The organism is Franconibacter sp. IITDAS19 (genome assembly GCF_023079515.1).
GTDB classification, from domain to species: domain Bacteria; phylum Pseudomonadota; class Gammaproteobacteria; order Enterobacterales; family Enterobacteriaceae; genus Franconibacter; species Franconibacter pulveris.
Window position 1 is genome coordinate 421620 of sequence record NZ_JALJCP010000001.1, and the last position, 20301, is coordinate 441920.

General features: G+C 58.8%; 16 protein-coding genes. 9 read left to right on the top strand and 7 right to left on the bottom strand.

The features are described from left to right. Positions 1 to 3 precede the first annotated feature (3 nt). Positions 4 to 3921, top strand: a complete 3918-nt coding sequence (locus MT962_RS02155) for an enterobactin synthase subunit F (RefSeq protein ID WP_247364417.1) — start codon at positions 4 to 6, stop codon at positions 3919 to 3921. 187 nt (positions 3922 to 4108) lie between these two features. Here the strand turns inward: MT962_RS02155 and MT962_RS02160 are convergent, their stop codons facing one another. Genes MT962_RS02160 through MT962_RS02170 form a run of 3 tightly spaced genes read right to left on the bottom strand, consistent with a single transcriptional unit; the run spans position 4109 to position 5948 of the window. Next, positions 4109 to 4651 (bottom strand): acireductone dioxygenase, encoded by a 543-nt coding sequence (locus tag MT962_RS02160; protein WP_247364419.1) that lies wholly within the window; start codon positions 4649 to 4651, stop codon positions 4109 to 4111. Then, the gene (gene mtnC / locus MT962_RS02165; protein WP_247364421.1) at positions 4648 to 5337 is read right to left on the bottom strand and encodes an acireductone synthase; all 690 of its coding nucleotides are present in this window, start codon (positions 5335 to 5337) and stop codon (positions 4648 to 4650) included. The genes MT962_RS02160 and mtnC overlap by 4 nt, the downstream gene beginning before the upstream one ends. Further along, positions 5334 to 5948, bottom strand: coding sequence for a methylthioribulose 1-phosphate dehydratase (locus tag MT962_RS02170; protein ID WP_024560898.1), 615 nt, complete (start codon positions 5946 to 5948; stop codon positions 5334 to 5336). Before MT962_RS02170 ends, mtnC begins: the two co-directional genes overlap by 4 nt. A gap of 140 nt (positions 5949 to 6088) precedes the next feature. Between MT962_RS02170 and MT962_RS02175 the strand changes: the two genes are divergently transcribed. Next, positions 6089 to 7249, top strand: coding sequence for a pyridoxal phosphate-dependent aminotransferase (locus tag MT962_RS02175; protein WP_048887203.1), 1161 nt, complete (start codon positions 6089 to 6091; stop codon positions 7247 to 7249). A gap of 24 nt (positions 7250 to 7273) precedes the next feature. On the opposite strand, the gene MT962_RS02180 is transcribed toward MT962_RS02175, so the two are convergent. Continuing rightward, complete coding sequence (locus MT962_RS02180) at positions 7274 to 8191, bottom strand: LysR family transcriptional regulator (RefSeq protein ID WP_188723183.1); 918 nt, start codon at positions 8189 to 8191, stop codon at positions 7274 to 7276. Between the two features lie 125 nt (positions 8192 to 8316). Then, the gene (gene dsbG, locus MT962_RS02185) at positions 8317 to 9060 is read right to left on the bottom strand and encodes a thiol:disulfide interchange protein DsbG (protein ID WP_188723720.1); all 744 of its coding nucleotides are present in this window, start codon (positions 9058 to 9060) and stop codon (positions 8317 to 8319) included. A 388-nt stretch (positions 9061 to 9448) separates the two neighbouring features. Here dsbG and ahpC point away from each other — a divergent pair, with 388 nt between their 5' ends. The 3 genes from ahpC (at position 9449) to MT962_RS02200 (ending at position 13421) form a co-directional block, all read left to right on the top strand. Beyond that, positions 9449 to 10012 (top strand): alkyl hydroperoxide reductase subunit C, encoded by a 564-nt coding sequence (gene ahpC / locus MT962_RS02190; protein ID WP_024555472.1) that lies wholly within the window; start codon positions 9449 to 9451, stop codon positions 10010 to 10012. A gap of 251 nt (positions 10013 to 10263) precedes the next feature. Next, a complete protein-coding gene (gene ahpF, locus MT962_RS02195; protein WP_024555471.1) occupies positions 10264 to 11829 on the top strand; it encodes an alkyl hydroperoxide reductase subunit F in 1566 nt (521 codons plus the stop codon). 341 nt (positions 11830 to 12170) lie between these two features. Then, the gene (locus tag MT962_RS02200; protein ID WP_024555470.1) at positions 12171 to 13421 is read left to right on the top strand and encodes a zinc-dependent alcohol dehydrogenase; all 1251 of its coding nucleotides are present in this window, start codon (positions 12171 to 12173) and stop codon (positions 13419 to 13421) included. 138 nt (positions 13422 to 13559) lie between these two features. Here MT962_RS02200 and rnk read toward each other — a convergent pair whose 3' ends face one another. Both rnk and MT962_RS02210 read right to left on the bottom strand, forming a co-directional pair. Continuing rightward, entirely contained in the window at positions 13560 to 13970 is a 411-nt protein-coding gene (gene rnk / locus MT962_RS02205) for a nucleoside diphosphate kinase regulator (protein ID WP_024555469.1), read from the bottom strand. Between the two features lie 145 nt (positions 13971 to 14115). Next, complete coding sequence (locus MT962_RS02210) at positions 14116 to 15492, bottom strand: GntP family permease (RefSeq protein WP_024561426.1); 1377 nt, start codon at positions 15490 to 15492, stop codon at positions 14116 to 14118. Between the two features lie 446 nt (positions 15493 to 15938). Between MT962_RS02210 and MT962_RS02215 the strand changes: the two genes are divergently transcribed. The 4 genes from MT962_RS02215 (at position 15939) to ugpC (ending at position 20287) form a co-directional block, all read left to right on the top strand. Further along, on the top strand, positions 15939 to 17204 hold the full coding sequence (locus MT962_RS02215; protein WP_024555467.1) for an ABC transporter substrate-binding protein: 1266 nt from the start codon (positions 15939 to 15941) through the stop codon (positions 17202 to 17204). A gap of 165 nt (positions 17205 to 17369) precedes the next feature. Beyond that, a complete protein-coding gene (locus tag MT962_RS02220; protein ID WP_247364423.1) occupies positions 17370 to 18323 on the top strand; it encodes a sugar ABC transporter permease in 954 nt (317 codons plus the stop codon). Next, on the top strand, positions 18323 to 19168 hold the full coding sequence (locus MT962_RS02225; RefSeq protein ID WP_024561429.1) for a carbohydrate ABC transporter permease: 846 nt from the start codon (positions 18323 to 18325) through the stop codon (positions 19166 to 19168). The genes MT962_RS02220 and MT962_RS02225 overlap by 1 nt, the downstream gene beginning before the upstream one ends. A gap of 3 nt (positions 19169 to 19171) precedes the next feature. Then, positions 19172 to 20287: a sn-glycerol-3-phosphate ABC transporter ATP-binding protein UgpC gene (gene ugpC / locus MT962_RS02230; RefSeq protein WP_024555464.1), complete on the top strand. Its 1116-nt coding sequence runs from the start codon at positions 19172 to 19174 to the stop codon at positions 20285 to 20287. Positions 20288 to 20301 lie beyond the last annotated feature (14 nt).

The following is a 20301-nucleotide window of genomic DNA, read 5'->3' on the forward strand; positions in this document are numbered from 1 at the left end:
ACCATGACCGATACAATCCTTTCCCCGGTGACGGAACAGCAACGCGAACTGCCGCTGGCGGCGGCGCAGCCCGGCATCTGGATGGCGGAGCAGCTTTCCGACCAGCGCAACGCCTGGAGCGTGGCGCACTATGTTGAGCTTAATGGCGAACTTGACGCCGCGCTGCTTGCCCGCGCCATCGTCACGGGCATGGCGGAAGCCGACACGCTGCGGATGCGCTTTGAAGAGCGCGACGGCGTGGTCAGCCAGCGCATCGACCCGCACTTTATTTTCCGCTCGCCCGAAATTATCGACCTGCGAAACGACGCCGCGCCGGAGCAAACCGCGCTGGCGCACATGCGCGACGACCTCGACCAGGATCTGCGCGTTGAGAGCGGCAAGCCGCTTTATCATCACGCCCTGCTGCGCTTAGCCGACAGCCGCTGGTTCTGGTATCAGCGCTATCATCATATGGTGGTGGATGGCTTTAGTTTTACCGCCATTACCCGCCGGATCGCCGATATTTATCGCGCCTGGCGCAAAGGCGAAACGCCGTCGCCTTCGCCCTTCACGCCTTTCGCCGAGGTAGTGGAGGAGTATGCCCGTTACCAGCGCTCCGACGCCTTTACCCGAGACGCCGCTTTCTGGGCGCAGCAGCTGAGCGAGCTGCCGCCGCCCGCCACGCTCTCTTCGCACCCGCTCACCGGGCAGAGTGCCACCACGGCGCTTATCCGCCGCACGGTGCGCTTTGACCCGCGCGCATTCAGCCAGCTGATGCGCCAGGCAGGCGCGCTTTCCCCGGCCGATATGGCGCTGGCGCTGGTTACGCTGTGGTTAGGAAGGCTGAGCGGGCGGCGCGATTACAGCGCAGGCTTTATCTTTATGCGCCGCATCGGCTCCGCGGCGCTGACTGCGACCGGCCCGGTGCTGAACGTGCTGCCTTTCGCGGTGCGTGTTGCGCCGCAGCAAACGCTGCCCGCTTTTGCCGAAAGCCTGGCGAAGCAGTTAAAGCGGCTGCGCCGTCATCAGCGTTACGACGCGGAGCAGGTGCTGCGTGACGCCGGGCGCGTCACTCAGGAGGCGCCGCTCTATGGCCCGGTGCTGAACCTGAAGATGTTCGACTACCGGCTGGATTTCGACGGCATTGAGGGCATTACCCATCAGCTTGCCTCCGGTCCGGTGAAAGATATCGAGATTGCGCTTTATGTCGACGAGCAGGGCGCGGTCGCCATGGAACTGCTGGCCAACGCTGAACGCTATGACGAAACGACGCTGGAAGGGCATCTGGCGCGCCTGCCGCTTTTACTTGCGCAGTTTGCCGCCGATGCGCAGCGTCGCTGTATCGACGCGGACTTGCTGCTGCCTGCGGAAACAGAGCAGCTTCGGCAGGTCAACGACACCGCCATGACGCTGCCGGTTGAGACCTTAAGCAGCCTGCTGGCGCGTCAGGCGAGCGCCACGCCGCAGGCGCCAGCGCTGGCGGATGAACACTATCAATTCAGCTACCGCGAAATGCGCGAGCAAGTGCTGACGCTCGCGGCTGAACTGATAGCACAGGGCGTACGTCCCGGCGACGTGGTGGCGGTGGCGCTGCCGCGCTCGGTCTTTCTTTCCCTCGCCTTGCAGGCGATTGTCGAAGCGGGCGCCGCCTGGCTGCCGCTTGATACCGGCTACCCGGACGACCGTCTGCGCATGATGCTGGAAGACGCCGCGCCGCGGTTGCTTATCACCACGCCGCAAGAGCAGCCGCGCTTTAGCGGGTTGCCGGGGCTGAAAAGCGTCTGCTACACCGAACCGCTTGACGTCAACGCACCGCAGGAGCTTCAGCTTTCGCGCCCGGAGCACACGGCTTATGTGATTTTCACCTCCGGCTCCACCGGCAGGCCGAAAGGGGTGATGGTAGGCCAGACGGCTATCGTCAACCGCCTGCTGTGGATGCAGAACCACTATCCGCTTGGTGCGGATGACGTGGTGCTGCAAAAAACGCCGTGCAGCTTCGACGTTTCGGTATGGGAGTTCTTCTGGCCGCTGCTGGTGGGCGCACGCCTCGTGATGGCGCCGCCGCAGGCGCATCGCGATCCCCAGGCGTTGCAGGCGCTGTTCACCCGCTGGCGAGTGACCACCACGCACTTTGTGCCCTCTATGCTCGCCGCGTTTGTCGCCTCGCTGACAACGCCAGAAGCCGTGGCTGCCTGCGCGACGCTGCGCCAGGTTTTCTGCAGCGGAGAGGCGTTGCCTGCCGGGCTTTGTCGCCAGTGGGAGCAACTGACCGCCGCGCCGCTGCATAACCTTTACGGGCCGACGGAAGCGGCGGTGGACGTGAGCTGGTATCCCGCTTTCGGCGACGCGCTGGCGAACGTCACGGGCGCCAGCGTGCCGATCGGCTTCCCGGTCTGGAATACCGGCCTTCGCATTCTGGATGCGGCGATGCGCCCGGTGCCGCCGGGCATTGCCGGCGATCTCTACCTCACCGGCATTCAACTGGCGCAGGGTTACCTTTCGCGACCGGACCTCACCGCCAGCCGCTTTATTGCCGACCCGTTCGCCCCTGGCGCGCGGATGTATCGCACCGGCGACGTGGCGCGGTGGCTGGCGAACGGGGCGGTGGAATACCTGGGCCGCAGCGACGACCAGCTGAAAATTCGCGGTCAACGCATCGAGCTGGGTGAAATCGACAAAATAATGCAGGGTCTGCCGGACGTGGCGCAGGCGGTGACCCACGCCTGCGTGCTGAATGAAAACGCGGCGAACGGCGGCGATGCGCGCCAGCTGGTGGGCTATCTGGTTTCCGCTTCCGGCCTGCCGCTGGATACGGCTGCGCTGCGCGAACGCTTAAGCGAGCTGTTGCCTGCGCATATGGTGCCGGTGTTGCTGATTCAGCTGCCTTCGTTGCCGCTCAGCGCTAACGGCAAGCTTGACCGCAAAGCGCTGCCGCTGCCGAAGGCGCAGGCCAGCGCGACGGGGCGCAGCCCAGCGCCGGGTCTTGAGACGACGGTGGCGAAAGCGTTTTCTGCACTGCTCGGTATCGACATTGACGACGCGCAGGCCGATTTCTTCGCCCTCGGCGGCCATTCGCTGCTCGCCATGCGGCTGGCTGCCGAGCTTAAACGCACGCTGCGTTTGCCGGTAACGGTAGGCCAGGTGATGACCGCATCGACCGTGGAAAAACTGGCGGCGCTGCTCGCAAGCGGCCAGAGCGAGGCGCAGGCGGAGCAGGCCGGGTTTGAGGCCGTGCTGCCGCTTCGCCAGGGGAGCGGCCCGACGCTTTTCTGTTTCCATCCCGCTTCCGGCTTCGCCTGGCAGTTCAGCGTGCTGCAGCGCTGGCTCGACCCGCGTTGGTCCATCACCGGCATCCAGTCGCCGCGACCACAAGGCCCGATGCAGCAGGCGGCGTCGGTCGCTGAGGTCTGCGACGCGCACCTCGCCACGCTGCGCGAACTGCAACCCCGCGGTCCTTATTATCTCTTCGGTTATTCCCTTGGCGGCACGCTGGCGCACGGCATCGCGGCGCGCCTGAAGGCGGCGGGTGAAGAGGTGGCTTTCCTTGGGCTGCTCGACACCTGGCCGCCGGAGTCGCAAAACTGGGCGCAGAAGGGGGCGAATGAGCTCGACCCGGCGGTACTGGCGGAAATAGAGCGCGAGCGTGAAGCGTTTATCGCCGCTCAACAGGGGCAAGGCCCCGCGCGTCTGTTTGAGGCTATCGAAGGCAACTACGCCGACGCGGTGCGCCTGCTGGCGACAGCGGAAAGCGTACGTTTTGACGGTAAAGCGACGCTGTTTGTGGCGCAGCGCACCGTCACGCCGGGCATGGATCCGCGCCAGGTCTGGGCGCCATGGACGCGCGAAACGGCAATTCACCCGGTAGACTGCGCGCACGTGGATATCATCAGCCCGCAGGCGTTTGAGGCGATAGGGCCGGTGTTGAAGGGCATTCTGGGGTAAGACGACGCCGTTCAGCGGGGCGCTGTTTTTTCGCTCGCGCTTGTGGGGAGAGGGGCCGAAGGTCGCTTAAGCGTTCAGGCGGTTTGTAGGGCGGGTAAGCGCAGCGCCACTCGCGGGTTTTCTCCCTCGCCTCTTTGGGGAAAGGGTTGGGGTGAGGGGGAAAAGCGCGAATCCCCCTACGGCCCCGTCACGCCAGCCGTGGATAGCCTTGCGCGATATCGTCGCCGGTAAACTGCGCTATCCAGCCTTCGGGGTTATCGAAAATGCGGATGGCGGTAAAGTGCGGCTCGGAGCCCATATCGAACCAGTGCGGCGTGCCGGCGGGCACCGAGATCAGATCGTTTTTCTCGCACAACACCTGGTAGACGTGGCCGTCGAGATGCAGACAAAACAGCCCCGCGCCTTCCACGAAAAAGCGTACTTCGTCTTCGCCGTGGGTGTGCTCGTTTAAAAATTTCTCGCGCATCACCGCTTTTTGCGGGTTATCGGCGCGCATGCTGATCACATCCCAGCTCTGATACCCTTTCTCCGCCACCAGACGGTCGATGGCGTGCTGATACGCCTTAATCACCGTTTCCGCATCCGGGTTGGCGCCCAGGTCATGGTCTGCCTGCCAGCGTTCGAAACGCACGCCCTGCGCGTTAAGTTTTTCGCGAATGGCCTCGGCGTCGCGGCTGTGGAACAGCGGCTCACCGGCCTCCTTATCGGTAAAAATTGTCAGTGCGCTCATAGAGAAGTTTGCTCCGGGTGAATGTCATCAAAACGGGAAACCTGGCGATGGCGGCTTTCATGGTCAGCCTCGCCGCGAATCAGCTGTATCGTCTGCCAGCCCGCTTCGCGCGCGGCGTCCAGCTCCTGGCGGATATCGGATAGGAACAGCAACTGATCCGGCGGCAACCCAATCTGCTCCGCTATGTTGCGGTAGGACTGCGTTTCCCGCTTCGCGCCAACGTGCGTGTCAAAATAACCGCTGAAAAGCCCAGTAATATCACCTTCGTCGCTGTAGCCAAATAACAGTTTCTGCGCGGCGACGGAACCAGAGGAATAAACATAGAGATCAATCCCTTGTGCTTTCCATTGCCGCAATGCGGGCGGCACGTCCGGGTAAAGGTGGCCGGTAAAATCGCCGTTGACGTAGCCGTCGCGCCAGATGTGTCCCTGCAGCGCTTTCAGGGCGGTGGATTTGCGATCTTCCTCCATAAAGCCGAGCAGCACGGCAGTCAGCGCATCCGGGGTCGCCTGCGGCTGTGAAATTTCCGCCCGTAAATCATCCAGGATTGCGCGCACGGGGTCGCTATCAACGCCCGCCTGAACAAAGCTTGCCAGCCGCTCGCGAGCGTACGGGAACAGCACGTTATGCACGAAACGAATGTCGCTGGTTGTGCCTTCTATATCGGTAACAATGGCGCGGATCATCTTCTCTCCAGCAGCCTGCGCTGCATTTCGCATTCAAATAAAAATTCCAGCCCTTCCAGATGACGCTTCGCTTCTTCCACGCTGCGTCCCCAGCAGGTTAGCCCGTGGCCGCGCAGCAAAAAGCCGTAGCGCAGCGGGTTTTCGCGGCTGTAAGCCTCAATGCGCCCGGCCAGCGCGTCGATATCCTGGTCATTATCAAAAAGGGCGATGGGCAGAGTATCAAGATGGGTCGTCTGGCCGCTGAGCGATTTCTGCATTTCATAGCCGCTCAGGCGCAGTTCGCCGCTTTTTTCTACGCGTGAAAGCACCGTCGCGTTAACGGTATGCACGTGCAGCACGGCGGCGGCGTCAGGAAAAAGGCGGTAAATAAGGGTATGCAGACCGGTTTCGGCGGAGGGCTTGCGCCCGGACGGCGCCTTGTTAGTGGCTATCTCCACTTGCAGGAAATCCGCCGTCGTCAGGCTGCCTTTATCTTTGCCCGACTCGCTGAGCCAGCACCAGCGGGCGTCTTCGCGCACCGACATATTGCCGCCGGTGGCCGGAGCCCAGCCTTTGGCGCCTATCCAGTGGCACGCTTCAACAAGCGCGGCCAGTTGCAGGTGTTGTGTCATAGCTTTCCTTGTGGCGTGGTGGCGGAAGGAATAATGTTATGGTTTAGACGTCTAAGCGTCTTGATTGCCAAAGCTTAACATCGTGTTATAGTGGCGGCAACACAGGGTAAACAGAAACAGGCGCAAAAGGTTAACCAATAATGAGCATTAAGCCTTTGATTCCCGAGAGTAAACTGCCTTCTCTCGGCACCACGATTTTCACCCGGATGAGCGCACTTGCGCAGCAGCATAACGCGATTAACCTTTCCCAGGGGTTCCCCGATTTTGACGGCCCGCGTTACCTGCAGGAGCGGCTCGCTTACCATGTGGCGCAGGGCGCTAACCAGTATGCGCCGATGACCGGCGTGCAACCGCTTCGCGAAGCGATTGCCGACAAGACCGCAGCGCTTTACGGCCACTATCCCGACCCGACAAGCGATATCACCGTAACGGCAGGCGCGACAGAAGCGCTTTATGCCGCCATTACCGCGCTGGTGCGCCCGGGCGATGAGGTTATCTGCTTCGACCCAAGCTACGACAGCTACGCCCCGGCGGTGCAGCTTGCAGGCGGCGTGCTGAAGCGCCAGGCGTTGCAACCGCCGCATTTTCGCGTCGACTGGGCGCATTTCGCTTCGCTGCTGAGCGAGCGTACGCGGTTGGTTATCCTGAACACGCCGCACAACCCTTCCGCTACCGTCTGGCAAAAAGAGGATTTCGCCGCGCTGTGGCAGGCCATCGCGGAGCGTGAAATTTATGTCTTAAGCGATGAAGTGTATGAGCACATCTGCTTTGCGAAAGAAGGGCACGCCAGCGTGCTGGCGCATCCGCAGCTACGCGAGCGCGCCATCGCCGTCTCCTCGTTCGGCAAAACTTTTCATATGACCGGCTGGAAAGTGGGCTATTGCGTGGCGCCTGCGGCGATCAGCGCTGAGCTGCGCAAGGTACACCAGTATTTAACGTTCGCGGTGAATACGCCCGCCCAACTGGCGATTGCCGATATGCTGCGCAGCCAGCCGGCACATTATCGCGAATTGCCGGCGTTCTATCAGGACCGTCGCGACCGCTTTGTCCAGGCGCTGGCGAACAGCCGTTTTGAGATTTTGCCCTGCGAGGGAACCTATTTCCTGCTGGCGGACTACAGCGCTATCTCTGACATGGACGATGTCAGCTTTTGCCAGTGGCTGACAACAGAGGTAGGGGTAGCGGCTATTCCGCTTTCGGTCTTCTGCGCCGATCCGTTCCCGCATAAGCTTATTCGCCTCTGCTTCGCCAAGCAGGAAGCGACGTTGCTCGCTGCGGCGGAAAAACTCGCCGCCATTTAACGCGCTCCCCGGTGCAGGCCGGGGTTACGCGTTTCGCGTTGCGAAATAGCCTTCGATATCGGCGATAAGCTGCGTAACGGCGGGGTTAGCCAGCGCGGCGCGGTTCCAGGCCATGTAATATTCCACTTTCGGCAGCGTAAAGGCGGTCTCCAGGCGCTTAATCGGGAACAGCGATTTGTAACGTTCGTAAGTAGAGCGCGGCAGGATCCCCACCAGTTCGCTTTTGCTTATCATTGCGAGAATCGACATGGCGGAATTGCTGCGAAAAGCTATCCTGCGCTCCGGCAGCGCCTCGTCGGTTTTCACATGGAAATCTTTTTGCCCCTGGCCTGTGCCCTGAAACAGAGTGAATTTCTCCTGCGCCAGCATCACGGCATCGGTTTTTTCCTTCAGGCGCGGATGTTCCATGCCGCACACCAGCACCGTCTCTTCGCTATAACAGGATTTGCAAATAATGGAATGGCTGAGAATAGGCGTCAGTCCAATAATCACATCCGCTTTGCGATAAATAAGCAGGTCTTCCGCCGTCTCATTTTTTAGCGCTGAATCGTAATGAATCAGCTCGTAATCGCTTTGCTGAAAAAACTTTTCCGCAAGCGTCGGGAAAAAATCGATAGCGAGCGACTGGGCGCAATAAATAACGAAACTTTTGCGCAGCGGCGCGCCCTGCATGATGTTGATCGTCTGCTCCAGCTGATTAAGGTTATCCTCAAGATAAATATGCAAATTTGTGCCTACGGTGGTAGGGCTAATGCCTTTGCCGGAGCGGATAAACAGCGGATCGTTGAGCTGATTGCGCAGGCGTTGTAACGACTGGCTGACCGCCGAAGGGGTAAGAAACAGCGCTTCAGCCGCTTTGCTGACGCTGCGATGCAGGTAAATACATTCGAAGATGACCAGCAGATTGAGGTCAAACTTTTTTAAATCCTGAAGATTAGCCATTGCCAGCCTCAGCAATTACAAAAAGCGTTTCGCGCTTCGTTAATTTATTTTAAGAGCATAGCTGAGTTTATAAAAAGTGCGCTGGCAATGCGCCCCGCTTTGTTTTTTATCAATAATACATAGATTTATTTTCCCATCATGGCGGCAAACTTCTCTGCATCCGGCAGGCCTACCACCTGTTGCAGCACATTCTCTTCATTCATGTAATAGATAGCGGGAGTGGCGTTAGCGCCAAGCTCATCCATTAATTTCTGATTCATGTTAACCGCCTTCGCCTGCTCCTCGGGTACGCGCGTCGGCAGCGCCGGAGCCGTTTTACCGCCGGATTGCTCGAACGCCCGCCAGGCTTGCGCCGGATCTTTGGCGCGCAGAATGGCGGCGGCGTAAGCGGGGCTTTCCGGTTTTATCACGCCGACTAAAAGCGTGCGCAGCTCCACTTTGCCAGACTCAACCCAGGGGCGCGCCTGCTGCCAGAACTGGCGGCAATATGGGCAGAAAGGATCGGCGAAAACGTAGATTTTGCGCGGCGCGTCGGCCTTACCGTCGCTTATCCATTTCGCTTTTTCCAGCCGCTGCCACATTTCGCGCCCGGCAGGCACGTAGAGCTCTTGCTCAATGCGTTTTTCGCTCAGGTTGACGCCTTTATCATCGTAGAGGTACCCGGAAATAGCGTGCTTGCCGTCCGGCGTCACGTAAATGGTCACGCCCATCTCCTGGTATTTACCCAGATACCCTGTCATGCCGTTAGGGCCTGGAAAGGTTTTGATAATGGTAACACCTTGTTTTTCTATAGCTTTCACCGGGGCGGGCAGCTCCAGCGCGCTGGCGCAGAAGGGCAGGGTTGAAAGCAGTAGCAGGCGTTTCATAATAAAATCCTTAACGTTAAAGCGGGCGCAGGATATTGATAAGCGATTCCTGTCACAGTCATAGGCAGGAGTTTTCATCGTCCCGATTGCCCTTTGAAAAAGGGAGTGTTTTAATCGCTGGCGCTGCCGGTGCCTTTTGGTAGGCTCGCGTTGCGCTGAATTTCGTTGCGGGGTTTACCGCTAAGAAGGCTGCCCTGCGGGCGGCTTTTTTGTTTTTCGCGTTACGCTTGCGTAAAAGGCAGCACATGGCAGGCGTTGGCCTGGTTTAGTTCACAAATCGGTTAGCGGTGGGTTGTTAGCTATCACTTATTGATTTGATAATGCAAACGCATTGGCACCAATCAATAAACTTCGATAACTTACACACATCGAAAACACGGAGGAAGTATAGATGTCCTTGATTAATACCAAAATCAAACCTTTCAAAAACATGGCGTTCAAAAACGGTGAATTCATCGAAGTTACCGAGAAAGACACTGAAGGCCGCTGGAGCGTATTCTTCTTCTATCCGGCTGACTTTACCTTCGTTTGCCCGACTGAACTGGGCGACGTTGCAGACCACTACGAAGAACTGCAGAAGCTGGGCGTAGACGTTTACTCCGTTTCTACCGACACCCACTTCACCCACAAAGCATGGCACAGCAGCTCCGAAACCATCGCTAAAATCAAATACGCGATGATCGGCGACCCGACTGGCGCCCTGACCCGTAACTTCGAAAACATGCGTGAAGACGAAGGCCTGGCTGACCGTGGCACCTTCATCGTTGACCCGCAGGGTATCATTCAGGCCATTGAAGTTACCGCTGAAGGCATCGGCCGCGACGCGTCTGACCTGCTGCGTAAAATCAAAGCAGCGCAGTACGTTGCCGCTCACCCAGGCGAAGTTTGCCCGGCTAAATGGAAAGAAGGCGAAGCGACTCTGGCTCCTTCCCTCGACCTGGTCGGCAAAATCTAATTTTTCTTCGGCTTTCGCGTCATAGCTGTGTTGGCTTCACGTTCGCGCCCCGGTCACTTACTTTAGTAAGCTCCCGGGGACTTGAGCGCTCGCCGCCTTGCTCTGAAGCGAAAATCCTTTGAAAAATAGATGCTTTATATCGGGTGCAGTTTTGCACCCGATTTTTATCCCGCACACCATGATTCAAGTTGCATTCAGGCAGCCGCAAAAGGCAGCTTGCATGATGATGTTTTAAGCCCAGGAGATTAACAATGCTCGACACAAACATGAAAACCCAGCTCAAAGCCTATCTTGAGCGACTGACAAAGCCTGTTGAGTTGATTGCCACGCTGGATGACAGCGCAAAATCGGCAGAGATCAAGGAACTGTTGGCTGAAATCGCGGAACTGTCAGATAAAGTCTCTTTCAAAGAAGACAACACGCTGGCCGTGCGCAAACCTTCATTCCTGATTACTAACCCAGGTTCTACCCAGGGCCCGCGTTTCGCCGGTTCCCCGCTGGGTCACGAATTTACCTCTCTGGTTCTCGCGCTGCTGTGGACCGGCGGACACCCGTCGAAAGAAGCGAAAGAGATGCTGGAGCAGATAGCCGCGCTGGATGGCGACTTTGAGTTCGAAACCTACTACTCGCTCTCTTGCCACAACTGCCCGGACGTGGTGCAGGCGCTGAACCTGATGTCGGTGCTGAACCCGCGCATCAAGCACACGGCGATTGACGGCGGCGCGTTCCAGAACGAAATCACCGATCGCAACGTGATGGGCGTTCCGGCGGTGTTCCTGAACGGCGTTGAGTTCGGTTCCGGGCGCATGACGCTTGCGGAAATCGTTTCTAAAGTCGATACCGGCGCGGAAAAACGCGCGGCAGAAGCGCTGAACAAACGCGACGCGTTCGACGTGCTGATTGTCGGCTCCGGCCCGGCGGGCGCGGCGGCGGCGGTATACTCCGCTCGTAAAGGCATCCGTACTGGTTTGATGGGCGAGCGTTTCGGCGGCCAGGTGCTGGACACGGTGGATATCGAAAACTATATCTCCGTGCCGAAAACTGAAGGCCAGAAGCTGGCTGGCGCGCTGAAAGCGCACGTAAACGACTATGAAGTCGACGTTATCGACACCCAGAGCGCCACGAAGCTGATTCCGGCGGCGACTGAAGGCGGCCTGCATCAGATTGAAACCGCTTCTGGCGCCGTGCTGAAAGCGCGCAGCATCATCATTGCGACCGGCGCGAAATGGCGCAACATGGGCGTGCCGGGCGAAGAGCAGTATCGCACCCGCGGCGTAACGTACTGCCCGCACTGCGACGGCCCGCTGTTTAAAGGTAAGCGCGTAGCGGTTATCGGCGGCGGCAACTCCGGCGTGGAAGCGGCGATTGACCTCGCAGGCATCGTTGAACACGTTACCCTGCTGGAATTCGCGCCGGAAATGAAAGCCGACCAGGTGCTGCAGGATAAAGTGCGCAGCCTGAAAAACGTCGACATCATTCTGAACGCCATGACCACCGAAGTGAAAGGCGACGGCACCAAACTGACGGGTCTTGAGTACCAGGATCGCGTGAGCGGCTCTATCCATAACCTGGAGCTGGCGGGCATCTTCGTACAGATTGGTCTGCTGCCGAACACCACCTGGCTGGAAGGCGCCGTTGAGCGCAACCGCATGGGCGAAATCATTATCGACGCCAAATGCGAAACCAGCGTGAAAGGCGTGTTCGCGGCGGGCGACTGCACCACCGTACCGTACAAGCAGATAATCATCGCCACCGGCGAAGGGGCGAAAGCCTCGCTCAGCGCCTTTGATTATCTGATCCGCACTAAGACGGCATAATCAAAAAAAGTAAGACAGCCTGCGCTGATAAAGCCGCCCTCCGGGGCGGCTTTTTTATTTTTAACGCAGAGGTTTGATTATTCCATCATGCTTGCGTCGCAGCGCTATCCGCCAGGAGGGCGCAGGCTGCCCACAATGCGGCGAACATGACGTTTCACTGGCCTTACGCAGGCTCAATTAGACATGCATCTCAGCGCTGCGCTGTTCACCAGGATTATTCTTAAACCGCCAATACCCCAGCGTAGGTAACAGTGCAAGCTCGCGGCTACCCCGTCTACCCTTGAATAATTGCCGGGCTCATCGCCTTGCGACACCATTCACTTATCCGCCAGGAGGTCGACATGAAAGCGCTGACGTACCACGGCCCTCATAATGTCAAAGTTGAAAACGTCCCGGATCCCATTATCGAAGCGCAGGATGATGTGATTTTACGCGTCACCGCCACTGCGATTTGCGGCTCCGATTTGCACCTTTATCGCGGCAAAATCCCTCAGGTGAGCCACGGCGATATCTTCGGCCATGAATTTATGGGGGAGGTGGTAGAGACCGGTCGCGACGTGAAAGACCTGCGTAAAGGCGACCGCGTGGTGATCCCTTTTGTTATCGCCTGCGGCGAATGTTTTTTCTGTAAGCTCCACCAATACTCCGCTTGTGAAACCACCAACCCCGGGCGTGGCGCCATCCTTAACAAAAAAGAGATAACGTCGCCCGCCGCACTCTTCGGCTTCAGCGGCCTGTATGGCGGCGTGCCGGGCGGCCAGGCGGAATATGTACGCGTGCCGAAAGGCAACGTCGGCCCGCTCAAAGTGCCGCCGGTGCTTTCGGATGACAAAGTGCTGTTTCTCTCCGACATTCTGCCTACAGCCTGGCAGGCGGTAAAAAATGCGCAGGTTGGAAAAGGCTCCAGCGTTGCTATCTTCGGCGCCGGTCCGGTGGGCTTGCTCTGCGCCGCCTGCGCCCGCCTGCTGGGGGCGGAGCAGATCTTTAGTATCGACCACAATAATTACCGCCTGGCATTCGCCAAAGAACGCTACGGCGCTATTCCTATCAACTTTGACGATAACGACGATCCGGCCGCGTTTATCATCGAAAACACAACGGGCAACCGCGGCGTTGACGCCGTCATTGACGCCGTCGGGTTTGAGGCTAAAGGCAGCCTGACCGAAACCGTGCTGAGCAACCTGAAAATTGAAGGCAGCAGCGGTAAAGCGCTGCGCCAGTGCATCGCGGCGGTGCGCCGCGGCGGGGTAGTCAGCGTGCCGGGCGTGTATGCGGGCTTTATCCACGGCTTTCTGTTTGGCGACGCCTTCGACAAAGGGCTGACGTTCAAAATGGGCCAGACGCACGTTCAGGCATGGCTGCCGGAGCTGCTGCCGTTAGTTGAAAAACGGCTGCTGACGCCCGAAGAAATCGTCACCCACTATTTACCGCTGGAAGATGCGGTGCACGGCTACAAGGTTTTCGAGAAGAAAGAAGAGGAGTGCCGCAAGGTCATTCTTGTGCCGGGCGCCGCCACGCCGGAAGCTGCCCGCGAACGCGCAAGCGCGCTTAGCAATACGCCGCTGGAGCCGCTAAACCCGGTACAGCCGTAACCCGTCGCGCCGCTGCATCGTCAGCGGCGTTTTTTTGCCTGTCCAAAGCAAAAGCGCTGAAGGTTCGCTGAAGGGCGCGCCGCGTCGTAAACGCTCGATAAAAACGGAAAGAGGATGCGGGGCATCCTCTGAACAGGCTTAGCGGTGGTACTCGCCCGCCGCTTCAGGCTGGTAGAGCAGCTCAAGCACTTCAAGATGGGTTTCGCTGCCGTCCGGCAGCGGCCAGCGGATGGCGTCGCCCACGCGCAGCCCCAGCAGCGCCGCGCCCACTGGCGCCATAACGGAGAGCTGTGACGTGCTGTCGGTCACCTGCGCCGGGTAAGCCAGGGTGCGCAGATAGACCTCGCCGCTGGTCAGATCGCGAAATTTGACCTGGCTGTTCATGCTCACCACATCGGCGGGCAGCGCTTGCGGGCGGCAGATCTGCGCGCGGTCAAGTTCCTCGTTTAACGCCTGAGCGACAGGCAAACCGGCGAAGGCGGGCTTCTCAAGCAGCATATCGAGACGCTCGGCGTCGAGTTCGTTAATGATAATGGCAGGTCGGGACATATTTACTCCATGTCGATACTTACGGCCAGGCCGCTAAAAGGTGTCCAAAGAAAAACCCCCACCGCCAAAACGATGAGGGTCTCCTTGAGGGGATGATACTGAGCCGCGCCCGCCGTTTAAAGTGACTCAGCTCACAGAACGCGCCTTAGAGCAGCACGCTGCCAATAGCGGCCAGGACAAAGGCGATGGAGCCGAGCAGGGTTTCCATAACAGTCCAGGTTTTCAGCGTGGTTTTCTCGTCCATCTCCAGGAAGCGGCCCACCAGCCAGAAGCCGGAGTCATTCACGTGCGACAGCACGGTCGCGCCGCCTGCGATGGCGATAACGATAAAGCAAAGGTCGAACTGGCTTAAGCCAGGTGTGGCCTGCACCATCGGCGCGACCAGCGCGGCGGTGGTGGTCAGCGCGACCGTTGCGGAGCCCTGCGCCACGCGAAGCGCGGTAGAGATAACAAACGCCGCGAGAATAACGGGCATGCCGGTATCGGAGAGCACGCCCGCCAGCGCATCGCCAATGCCGCTTGCGCGCAGCACGCCGCCGAACATGCCGCCCGCGCCCGTCACCAGAATAATGCCGCAGATGGGGCCGAGCGCGCCGTCGCAAATTTTCTCCAGATGCTGGCGGCTGTGGTTGCGGCTAAAGACCATCAGCGCAAAGAAAACGGTGATAAGCAGCGCCACCGGGGTTTTCCCGAGCATGCGCAGGAAGTTGACCACCGTATTGTCGGCGCTTACCCAGCCGAGCACTTTGGCGGTGTTCAGGCCGGTATCAAGGAAAATCAGCGCCAGCGGCAGCAGCAGGATAGTGAGCACCATGCCGAAAGAGGGCGGACGGTGGTCTTTATCCATTTCCACGTCGCCCAGGAATGAGGTGGGCAGCTTCACATTAAATTTTTTACCGGCATAGAGACCGAACAGGTAGCCGCCGATGTACCACGTAGGCAGGGCGACGATAAGCCCCAGAATCACCAGCAGGCCGATGTTGGCGCCGAGCAGCTCGCTTGCGGCGACCGGGCCCGGATGTGGCGGCACCAGCGCATGCATAACGGCAAACGCGCCTGCCGCCGGGAAGGCGTATTTCAGCGTTGAGCCGCCGAACTGTTTCGCCACGCTGAAGATAATCGGCAGCATCACGACCAGGCCTGCGTCGAAAAAGATAGGGAAGCCAAACAGCAGCGAGGCGATGCCGAGGGCGAACGGCGCGCGATGTTCGCCAAATTTATTAATCAGCGTATCGGCGAGCACTTTCGCGCCGCCGGAAACTTCCAGCAGGCGGCCAATCATCGCGCCAAGGCCTACCAGCAGCGCCACGCCTGCAAGCGTGCTGCCAAAGCCGGTCAGAATGGTCGGCACGATTTTATCGAACGGCACTTTGGTGACCAGCGCCACCACGATGCTCACCAGCGTCAGGGCCAGAAAAGCATGCACCTTAAAGCGCATGATGAGCACCAGCAGAAGGGCCACTGCGGCGGCGGCGATACCGAGCAGGGTCCCTGCGCCGTAAACAGCAGTTATTTCCGTCATCTTTATTATTTCCTCAGAAGTAGAGTAGAGAGGCGGAGTGCCGGAGCGTTGCCTTCTCTGATACCGGTAACATGATATCGGTAACATGCAAGGTAATGTAAATAACCCTCGACATGTTTATTAACAATTTGCGACAGACTTCAAACTCCGTCTTTTATCCCGTAACCGGTCCGGAAAGGGTAAATAGTAGTCGTAAAACCGCTCTCTGCCTCTCGCCGCGGCACTGCAAACGTCTCATAGTCCATCTCGCCGTTTTTTGCGCAGCTTTTTTTTATGAAATGCGCAGAAATGTCGGCCATATCCAGCTTTTAAGCAGCGAATATTCATGATCTTTGCCGCTTAACGCTTTCATTAACTAGCTTTTTTATAGGTGATTTTCTGTACACCTTTCCGATTACGGCGGCGCAACGCCACCTCTGTCTGACTACAGCTCATAAGAGGAAATGATGAAAAAGCTGACGTTAAGTGTCATAACCGTGGCGCTGGCGGGAACCAGCCATTTCGCTTTTGCCGATACCCTGCGCATGGAATGTCCTGTTTCACCCGGCGGCAAACAATATTGCCAGTACATCAAAGAGCGGTTTGAAAAGCAGACCGGCAACCAGCTTGAATTTATCGAATTCCCGGCCGCTTCGGATGAAAAGCTGGCGTTGCTCCAGCAGCTTTTCGCCGCGAAAGATGAAAAAGCGGTCGACGTGTTTGAATCCGACACTATCTGGGTGGGGCTGCTCGATAAGCAAACGCTCGACCTCACCGACGCGATGGGCAACCAGAAAGATCAGTTCTTCGAAGGGCCGTGGCAAAACGACACGGTTAACGGCCGCCTGAAGGCTATCCCTAACTACATCGACACCGGCGTGCTCTTTTACCGCAAAGATTTGCTGGAGAAATATAACGAGCAGCCGCCCAAAACCTGGGAAGAGATGACGCGCATCGCGACCAAAATTCAGGCCGAAGAGCGCAAGGCGGGCCGCAAGAACTTCTGGGGATACATTTTCCAGGGCAAATCTTACGAGGGGCTGACCTGCAACGCGCTGGAGTGGGTGCAGTCTTACGGCGGCGGTTCTTTTGTCGATGAAAAAGGGAACGTGACCATCAATAACGAGAAGGCGGCCCGGGCGTTTGATATGGCGAAAAGCTGGATCGGCACCATCTCGCCGAAAGGGGTGCTGGGCTACAAAGAGGAGGAGTCGCGCACCGTCTTCCAGAATGGCGACGCGCTCTTTATGCGCAACTGGCCTTACGTCTGGCAGCTCTCGCAGGCGCAAGACAGCCCGCTGAAAGGCAAAGTCGGCGTCGCGCCGCTGCCAGCAGGCGAAGGGGGACAGAGCGCCACGGCGCTGGGCGGCTGGCAGTGGTCGGTTAACGCCAACACCAAAAACCCGCAGGCGGCAATTGAACTGCTGAAAATCCTCACCGATGACGATTCGCAGAAAACGCGACTGAAAATCATCGGCCATGCGCCTACCCGCGTCGCGCTTTATGAAGATAAAGAGGTGCTGGCCATGGCGCCGCAGCTCACCATGTTCCGCGATATTTTCGCCAAAGCCGCGCCGCGCCCGGCGACGGTGACCAAAGCCCAGTATCCGCGCGTTTCCAACGCCATTTTCAACGTGACCTTCAGCGTGCTGAACGGCAAAGAGGATGGCAAGAAGGCGGCGGCGGACCTGGAGCGGCGGCTTAACCGGGTGAAAGGCGCCGGCTGGCGGTAAGGTTTTGCCGCAATAGCCCCTCGCCATGCCCCTCTCTCCAACGGAACGAGGTAACCGGCAGGGAAGCGAGGCCCATTTTTCTGGGCTTTCGCACCAGGGGAGAGGGCCGGGGCGAGGGGCCTGCCCGGACAAGATAGCCGTTGTTTCTCTGACTACGGAGCGCTTATGAAATCCGATAGCCTTACGCAACCTGTTACTGCGCCTGCCCGCAAGCTCACCTGGCATCAGCGCCGCCGTCGCGTGGCGTGGGGGCTTATCCTGCCGGCGCTGCTGTTGCTGGCGCTGGCGGCGGGCTGGCCGCTCTTTCGCACCATCTGGTTTAGCTTTACCAACGCCATGCTGGATAACCCCGGCGAGTATGAAATGGTCGGCCTCGCCAACTATTATGCGATGCGCGACGACATCGCCATTGGCGTGCTGAGTGACCCGCTCTGGTGGCAGGCGGTAGGCAACACCCTGTGGTTTACCTTCACCTCAGTGGCGCTGGAGCTGCTGCTCGGCATGCTGCTGGCGCTGCTGATGAATGAAAAATTCCGCGGCCAGGGGTTGGTGCGCACCGCCATTCTGGTGCCCTGGGCGATCCCTACCATCGTCAGCGCCAAGATGTGGGGCTGGATGTTCCACGATCAGTACGGCGTGGTGAACGACCTGCTTGGCGCCATTGGTCTGCCTTCCCATCTCGCCTGGATTGCCGAACCTTCGCTCTCCATGTGGGCGGTGGTAATCGCCGATGTCTGGAAAACGACGCCGTTTATGGCGCTGATGCTGCTTGCCGCGCTGCAGCTTATTCCGGCGGATCTCTATGAGGCGGCGAAGGTGGATGGCGCGAGCCCGTGGCAGCGCTTTAAGCGCATCACGCTGCCGCTCATTATGCCCGCTCTGGTGGTGGCGCTGATTTTTCGCATCATGGACGCCATGCGCGTCTTCGACCTTATCTATGTGCTGACCTCCAACAGTGAGGCGACGATGTCTATTTCCGGCTATGCCCGTGAGCAGATCGTCTCTTATCAGGATATGGGCGTCGGCTCGGCGGCGTCGGTGCTGGTCTTTATGATGGTGGCGGGCATTGCCGCCTGTTTTATCCGCGTTTCACGGCTTAACGAGAAGGAGAAACGCTGATGAAGACCACCCGCTGGCAGCGCAAGGCGGCGTTTAAGGCGCTGATTTTCTTTGGCGCGCTACTTGCCTGCTTGTTCTGCGTTTTTCCGTTTTACTACGCCATTCTTACCTCGCTGCGCACCGGCCAGGAACTCTTCCTGCCTTCCTATCTGCCTACTGGCTGGCACTGGGATAACTATGTGGTGGCGCTGGTGGATAACGGCATCGCCCGCAGCCTGCTTAACTCGGTGCTGGTGGCGACGGTGACGGTGGGGCTCTGTTTGCTGGTCTCCATTACCGCCTCGTTCGCCCTGGCCCGTGTGCCGTTTCGCGGGCGCAAGGTGCTGCTGTTCACCATCCTTTGCGTATCAATGTTCCCGCAGGTGGCGGTGCTCACCGGCATGTTCGAACTGGTGCGCTTTCTCGGGCTTTATGACTCGCTCGGCGCGCTGGTGCTCTCTTACACCACCTTTTCGCTGCCCTTTACCGTCTGGGTGCTGACCACCTTTATGAAGTCGATTCCGGTGGAGCTTGAAGAGGCGGCCATCGTCGACGGCGCGAAAACCGGCACCATTATTCGCCGCGTTTTCGCGCCGATACTGGCGCCAGCGCTGGTCACTACCGGCCTGCTGGCGTTTATCGGCGCGTGGAACGAATTCATGTTCGCGCTCACGTTTATTATCTCCGGCGACAAGCGCACCGTGCCGGTCGCCATCAGTCTGTTTAGCGGCGCGTCGAGCTTTGAACTGCCGTGGGGCAGCATTATGGCGGCCTCGGTGGTGGTGACGCTGCCTATCATCATCCTGGTGCTGGTGTTCCAGAAACGCATCGTCAGCGGCCTGACCAGCGGCGCGATTAAGGGGTAAACCATGGCGCAATTACGCTTAGAGAAAATACAAAAACGCTACGGCTCCCATGCGGAGGTGATCAAACCGCTCGATTTGCAGATCAACAGCGGCGAGTTCGTGGTGGTGGTGGGGCCGTCAGGCTGCGGAAAGTCAACGCTGCTGCGCCTGGTGGCGGGGCTTGAAGAGATAACCGACGGCGACATGTTTATCGATAACGCGCGGGTCAACGATGATTCGCCTTCCGAGCGCGGCATCGGCATGGTTTTTCAGTCTTACGCGCTCTACCCGCATATGACGGTTTACCAGAATATGGCCTTCGCGCTGGAGATGGCGAAGCTTTCGCAAAAAGAGATAGACGAGCGGGTGCAGGAGAGCGCGCGCATTCTGCAACTGGAGCACCTGCTGGACCGGCGGCCGAAGGATCTCTCTGGCGGCCAGCGCCAGCGCGTGGCGATAGGGCGGGCGATTGTCCGCGAGCCAAGCCTGTTTCTCTTCGACGAGCCGCTCTCTAACCTCGACGCCTCGCTGCGCGTGCAGATGCGCATGGAGATTGCGGCGCTGCACAAGCGCATTAACGCCACTATTCTCTACGTCACTCACGATCAGGTTGAAGCGATGACGCTTGCCGATCGCATCGTGGTGCTCAACCAGGGGCGAATCGAGCAGGTCGGCACGCCGCTTGAGTTGTACGACGCGCCGCAAAACGTCTTCGTCGCCCAGTTTATCGGCTCGCCTAAAATGAATCTTATCCATGGCAAGCTCTTGCGCGGCGGCGAGTTTGACTGCGAGGTGGAGCTTGAGAATCGTCAGCGCATCCGGCTGCCGGTGGATGCGCGCCGGGCGGGCGACGGCGAGGCGGTGCGGCTTGGCATTCGCCCGGAACATCTGGAGATAGTGGATCTCGCCGGGGCCGATGTGGAAGGGGAAGTGTTGTTCGTCGAACATATGGGCAACGAGACGCTGTTGTACGTTAACGGCGGCTACGGCGCAGAACCGCTGGTGATGCGCCATACTGAAAGGCTGGAAGTGCAGCCCGAACAGCACGTAGGGCTAAGGCTTTCACCCGAGCATTGCTATTTATTTGATAGTTCGGGCGTGGCGTTTCCACGGCTGAAGATCCCGCAACAACGGCACTGACTGAAGGGAGCGCG

Coding starts and splice junctions, on each gene's coding strand:
- rnk (WP_024555469.1), bottom strand. CDS start 13,970: ATGTCCCGACCTGCCATTATCATTAACGAACTCGACGCCGAGCGTCTC.
- MT962_RS02155 (WP_247364417.1), top strand. CDS start 4: ATGACCGATACAATCCTTTCCCCGGTGACGGAACAGCAACGCGAACTG.
- MT962_RS02220 (WP_247364423.1), top strand. CDS start 17,370: ATGAAATCCGATAGCCTTACGCAACCTGTTACTGCGCCTGCCCGCAAG.
- ahpC (WP_024555472.1), top strand. CDS start 9,449: ATGTCCTTGATTAATACCAAAATCAAACCTTTCAAAAACATGGCGTTC.
- MT962_RS02225 (WP_024561429.1), top strand. CDS start 18,323: ATGAAGACCACCCGCTGGCAGCGCAAGGCGGCGTTTAAGGCGCTGATT.
- MT962_RS02200 (WP_024555470.1), top strand. CDS start 12,171: ATGAAAGCGCTGACGTACCACGGCCCTCATAATGTCAAAGTTGAAAAC.
- MT962_RS02175 (WP_048887203.1), top strand. CDS start 6,089: ATGAGCATTAAGCCTTTGATTCCCGAGAGTAAACTGCCTTCTCTCGGC.
- MT962_RS02170 (WP_024560898.1), bottom strand. CDS start 5,948: ATGACACAACACCTGCAACTGGCCGCGCTTGTTGAAGCGTGCCACTGG.
- ahpF (WP_024555471.1), top strand. CDS start 10,264: ATGCTCGACACAAACATGAAAACCCAGCTCAAAGCCTATCTTGAGCGA.
- MT962_RS02160 (WP_247364419.1), bottom strand. CDS start 4,651: ATGAGCGCACTGACAATTTTTACCGATAAGGAGGCCGGTGAGCCGCTG.
- MT962_RS02215 (WP_024555467.1), top strand. CDS start 15,939: ATGAAAAAGCTGACGTTAAGTGTCATAACCGTGGCGCTGGCGGGAACC.
- ugpC (WP_024555464.1), top strand. CDS start 19,172: ATGGCGCAATTACGCTTAGAGAAAATACAAAAACGCTACGGCTCCCAT.
- MT962_RS02180 (WP_188723183.1), bottom strand. CDS start 8,191: ATGGCTAATCTTCAGGATTTAAAAAAGTTTGACCTCAATCTGCTGGTC.
- MT962_RS02210 (WP_024561426.1), bottom strand. CDS start 15,492: ATGACGGAAATAACTGCTGTTTACGGCGCAGGGACCCTGCTCGGTATC.
- mtnC (WP_247364421.1), bottom strand. CDS start 5,337: ATGATCCGCGCCATTGTTACCGATATAGAAGGCACAACCAGCGACATT.